Raw genomic sequence first — 5,379 nt, forward strand, 5'->3', positions numbered from 1 at the left:
ACAAGCCGACCGATCATGCCGATGAAATCAAATTGATAAAAAAATGGCTCCAGCGACAAAAAACACCCAAGGGGCACTTTAATGTCCCTTTGATGCAAGCTGCTGAGTTACTGGCAAAACGTATGCAGCTGAACGAGCCTGAAAAAAATTTCTTATGTTTGCTGTGGTTAAAGACACGCAACCCCATTCTATTTGAGGTTGCAGACCAAGTGCTGGTTAAACACTTTCGTCAGGGGCTGGAGTTAATTGAGGAGTTATTATTCCTGCCAGCAAATAGCCTGCATGCGCTCGGTCAGGAAAGCCATTGCTTCTTTCGGTTTGGACTCCTGACAAAGAATCTGGGATGCAGTGATATGGAGGACTGCCTTGAGCCGGGACACTTAATGAAACGGCTGAATAACTCGCTGACATTGAACCAGACATCCGATCTGTCACTTGAGGATCAGATCAATCAGGCCAGTGAAGGTTTGTGCCCAAAACTTGGTCTTGAGTCCTTAAGTCCTGCAGCCTTTTCGTACATGCCGCAGCTGCAGTTCTTACGCAACCACTTGAAACATGCTATTGAAGAGAACCAGTCTGGCGTCAATATTTTGTTGTATGGCCACCCTGGGGTTGGCAAGACATTACTGGCAAGCAGCCTTGCCAGTTGGCTCCACTGTGATCTACATGCCGTGCCATTACAGGATTCAAATGGTGACATGACAAAACCTGAGCGACGGATCAATTTGCTCGGCTTGGGTCAGCTGATGCTACAAAAGAAAGAAAACACCATTTTTTTATTCGATGAGATTGAAGATGCTTTTGGCGACAATCAACATCCACAGCCTAAAGCCTGGGTGAATCACCTTTTAGAAACCAACCCGAGACCTACGATATGGATCAGCAACAAAATCAACATGCTGGATTCTGCCTATCTACGGCGTTTTGATTTGATCCTGGAGGTGCCGACACCAAGTCCAAGCTCAATCAATCAGCAAAGACTGGAAATGCTCCAGAGCTTACCCGTCACTTCATTGTTTAAAGAGTGGCTGGCACAAGCATCATGGATCACTCCTGCAATAATCAGCCAGCTGAATCGCTTAAGCAGGAAGCTTGATCATAAAAAGCCAGTGAGGAATCAGACTGCACTTCTGGAGGTGCTTGAGCAGCGCTGTATCGCAGAAAAGGGGCTGCGGCCAAAAGACTGGTTTACCTCATTCAAAAAGGAAGACAGCAGACCTACCAATTTATTGCCTGAATACAATCCAGAATGGCTGAATGTGAAGCCAAGCCTGATGCGTGTCTCAAGGCAAATTAGACGGGTGGGTGGAGCACGATTATGCTTACACGGACATCCCGGTAGTGGCAAAACAGCCTTTGCTCATTATTTGGCCAAAGAGCTTGATAAACCGCTGATTGCGAAATCAGCAAGCAGTTTGTTAAACCGATTTGTTGGGGGCACTGAAGAAAATCTGGCAGAAATGTTTGCTGAGGCCAGTGATGACGGCGCTGTTTTATTACTGGATGAGGCCGATACTTTCCTGGCTGCAAGAACGGGCCGCGAACTGCCCAGCTGGGAAATCAGCATGGTGAACGAAATGCTGACTCAGATGGATCAGTACCATGGCATTTTTATTGCCACCAGCAATCGATTCGAGACCCTGGATCGCTCAGTGATGCGGCGTTTCGATCTGAAAGTCAGTTTTGACTGGCTGACACCCGTGCAGCTGCAGAAAATTCTTATGACTGTTTTTGAGAAACACGACTGCACTAAAAGCATACCGGATCTCTCTATGAATCTAATCAAACATTTCCAGGTCACGCCTGGCAATATTCAGACCGCCTTACGCCGCTTACAATTACAAGGTCGGCGTGTCACTTTAGACGCTATGCTGCCAGCTCTGGAGGATGAGATGGTGGCACAGCAAAGGGACAAATCTAATCCGATTGGATTTATTCACCCGGGGCATTCTGCGGAGGTTCGGCAAGTTCCAAGCCAGCCAGCTGCCTCAGCAATAGGCTGACAAAAAAACAGCACCATTATTAATCAATAATGGTGCTGTGAATTATTCTATGAAACTAAGATCAAGTGTGGCAGCCTGATTCAATAATGTACACCTTTTGATGCTTGGGTGGCTGCAGAATGCTTGTAACCGGACTTTATCGTCTCCCCTCCAAAGCCAATAAAAAACTCGGGCGCTGCCATGGCAGGATCAGGGATGCGGATTCCTGCTGATATAACGCCAAGCAGTATGCCTGCCTCCAGATAGGGGTAAGTGTTCAGCACGTAAGAGTCCATGTTCATCTGCTGAATGATGCTACCAGGGTCATCCCAGTGCATATACTCTGCCTTGTAGTTTGCAGAGATCCAACTCATGTTACCGAGCTGGCTCGTCCAGAACCCTGCACCGACTGAACTACCAACGCCCCACAGGCTGATTTCATGCCTCTTATCCACCTTAAAATCTGCCGTGGAAATACCGATCGAGCCACTAACCATTAACGAGCCCGGGCTGAACAATTTGAATGCCTGCAAATCAATGTGTGTGAAGTCCTGCAGATGAAAACTCTGACCGGGGCAACCACCTGAGCATCCAGGAATCTTGAAGTCCGTCATTCTTGTTTCCGTGTCATTGGCAGTGGGCAAAAGATATTCATCCCCAAGTTTTGCACCAAAACCGTAGTTCAGCATATAAGCCTTACCGTTTTTCCAAGGCTGACGATAGAGAGGCGTTTGGTAACTGCGGCGGACATGTTGATTTTCTCGCACCAGTAAAGGAGCGTCAGTGATGGTCTGGTACTCTTCAGGACTCTCACGGTGACTCAGTTTGACGGTGTAATTCCCGATTTCGACTGTCTCATCAAAGCTGTTTCCTGAAGCGATTACTTTTCCACGTTGGTTTTCTAAGTTAATGATGAAGTCGTCATCTGAACGACCAAGCTCAAGCGTAAGCTGTCCGTACTTTCTCTCAATCAGAGTGTCGGTAATATAGGCATAGCGTCGCCCTGCTGTTTTTATTTCGTACTCCTTTTTCTGATACTGACTGCTTTCTTCCACAACCAATACAGCAGGCATACCTGAGGAAAGATTAAAAAAAGTTGGCGCTGTTTGAGTGTAGCGGTTCAAGGTGACTGTAGCGTCAGCAGGATGCAGGTGGACAAACACAGTGGTGATTTCAGGGTTTAGAATATCAGCCAGGTCGACCTGCTCAACAAGAAGGCTATCCAATCCCAAACTGGAGTTTGCAAATGCATCCCGATCACCCAGTGCATGTAAAGCAAAGCTGCTGGGGCTGTTGGTTGCTGTTGTATTTCTTGCCTGTACGGCAGACAAAGCCACCGGGGTAGTAATACCATTCTTATCAGTTATAACCGCTTGACCACCCACTGACAGCCAAATACCGGCAATGGGTGCAAAGGTATGCTTGTGTATCAAAGCAACTCTGACCTGATTATTCTCCACATAGGGAAGCGGAAGCATCAGATTGATTGCATCTTGAATCTGCATATTAAAGTATGCTGAGTAACTCAGCCCACCAAAGGAATGCCCAGTAATTCGTTGATCTGCCACTCCTATGCGCTGGGCTTCTTTCAGCCCTCTAATCGCAAATTTTAATTGACGACCAGGATGGAGTTCGTTTTCATCCAGCAGCACCTCAAGATACGCGATCAGTGGTGCTGTACGCTGCAGTTCCTGTCTTAGGCTGACAATGTCCTCTTGGCTGATTCTCACTCGAACGTACCAACCATCCCTGGCCTGTTTACGTTCATCAACGCTGTGTCCGCTTAACTCCACATTACTGAAGCTATGGCTGCTTGCTTCAAACTGGCTGGTGTAGTCAGGCGTTTTACCCTCTTCTTTGATTGCAGTCTGTTGAATGCTGGAAATTTCTGAGCGCACCTGCACAAACACTGTTTGCCCTACTTCACTAAGTGCAGCATCCATGGCTTCCTGTTGCGTTTGTCCAACACCATGTCCAAACTGAAAACCCTTTTCATGTGACACTGCCTGAATGCCCTGCTGCCTCAAAAGCTCAGCGTCGGTCTGAAAGTTTGAAAAAATTGCACAGCCACTCACCTGCACAGCCAGAATCAATATCAGTTTGATTTTTAACAGCCTCATGCTCCAATCCTCTGTCAATATCCATCCCAAACCGCCACCCAGTTTACAACCAGAGCGAGGCTTTAATTAAAAGTCACTGCAGGTGCTATCTCAACAAAGTGGTTAGCATATTGCTATGTGCGATAATGGTGCCAGTTATATCCCGAGTAATGTTGCGGTCGGGATCATACATGCCAATTTTTGTACCTGTGCGATCATGCAGATACTGCTTACCATCTGGCTGTGTTTTGATTCGTCCAATAATAGTGCCAGATCTGTCTTTAAGGATTTGCTCACTCATGTCTGTTCCTTTCGTTTGTGATACCGCAGTTAACCGTTCTGACGGACACTTATATCATGTTTATGCTGCTTCTGGATTCCAGCTGCCCTTTTTGATGGCTCGCGCTCCCTTTACTGAGTGGTTATACAAGTAGATCCAGCTCAGCCCTATACTGGTTTGCCACTTACAGCGGCGGTACAATCCTTGATCAGGGTTTTGTGAATCATGCCCTTCCAAAATATCCAGATCATCCAATACTTTATGATGAATGGCGTATAATTCCACCTCTACACCCTCTGATGGTTCTGCAAGTGCAGCGGGGAAGTAATCCAGATCATAAAGGGTAATGTCAGACAGAGTTTCAACCCCCAAAAACTCTGATGGCTGCAACAAATGATGATTATGGAACCCTTTCTTCAAAGTCCCATAGGCAATAACCAGCTCAATGCTCATGCTTTTCTCCTCATCTTTCTCCATGAAGATTAACATTGACATGCGTCATACACTGTCGCGAAGGCAACCTTTTGCCAAAAACGAGGGGTCCATCTAATCAGGGCGGTCACAAAAGCTCTCAGAGCACATTTGATTCAAGAGCCACTTTATTCATGAGGCTACACTGAGAGATGAATACATTAGATATGTTCTCGTCGTTGTGCTCACCAACCTGGTGCGCTGCCTCTAGGTTGATTAAGGAGTGACCATCTAGATTCTTGCTCTGTAGCAGAATCTTCTCTTGCGTATTGCTCTTCTAACTCACGAAGTAGCTGCACATTCGCGTATAACTCTTGAGTAGTTTCGGGGACATGACAGAACACATCAGATTCAGACTGAAGAGCCTGTTCTCTATCTAAATATTCTTCGTATCGAGCAATCTGCGCCTCAATCAAACGCTCGCTTTCTAGATCTTCAAGGTATTGCTGATGGTATCCCGCCTTATTCATGAGGCATAGCTGAAAAGTGGGCGTGGCTTTGGTATGCTGTTGAAATATAACGTGTTCCGGCAAGAACGGTTTGTCTC

The 5,379-nt window shown here is 46.6% G+C and carries 5 protein-coding genes; 1 reads left to right on the plus strand and 4 read right to left on the minus strand.

Translation table 11 applies throughout. The features are described from left to right. Positions 1–2,003, plus strand: a 2,003-nt coding sequence (locus IBX50_RS16765) for an AAA family ATPase (RefSeq protein WP_292257445.1), incomplete at its 5' end; no start/stop codon positions are given. 80 nt (positions 2,004–2,083) lie between these two features. Here IBX50_RS16765 and IBX50_RS16770 read toward each other — a convergent pair. The 4 genes from IBX50_RS16770 to IBX50_RS16785 all read right to left on the minus strand — a co-directional run. Beyond that, positions 2,084–3,712, minus strand: a complete 1,629-nt coding sequence (locus IBX50_RS16770; protein ID WP_292257446.1) for a hypothetical protein — start codon at positions 3,710–3,712, stop codon at positions 2,084–2,086. Positions 3,713–4,187: 475 nt separating this feature from the next. Beyond that, on the minus strand, positions 4,188–4,382 hold the full coding sequence (locus IBX50_RS16775; protein ID WP_292257447.1) for a hypothetical protein: 195 nt from the start codon (positions 4,380–4,382) through the stop codon (positions 4,188–4,190). Between the two features lie 60 nt (positions 4,383–4,442). Next, complete coding sequence (locus IBX50_RS16780) at positions 4,443–4,814, minus strand: gamma-glutamylcyclotransferase (protein WP_292257448.1); 372 nt, start codon at positions 4,812–4,814, stop codon at positions 4,443–4,445. A 203-nt stretch (positions 4,815–5,017) separates the two neighbouring features. Then, the coding region (locus tag IBX50_RS16785; RefSeq protein ID WP_292257449.1) for a hypothetical protein at positions 5,018–5,379 on the minus strand (362 nt) is incomplete at its 5' end.

This window comes from Marinospirillum sp. (assembly GCF_014859565.1).

Bases quoted from the DNA above. Each gene is read 5' to 3' on its own strand.
- IBX50_RS16780 (WP_292257448.1), bottom strand. From the start codon at position 4,814: ATGAGCATTGAGCTGGTTATTGCCTATGGGACTTTGAAGAAAGGGTTC.
- IBX50_RS16775 (WP_292257447.1), bottom strand. From the start codon at position 4,382: ATGAGTGAGCAAATCCTTAAAGACAGATCTGGCACTATTATTGGACGA.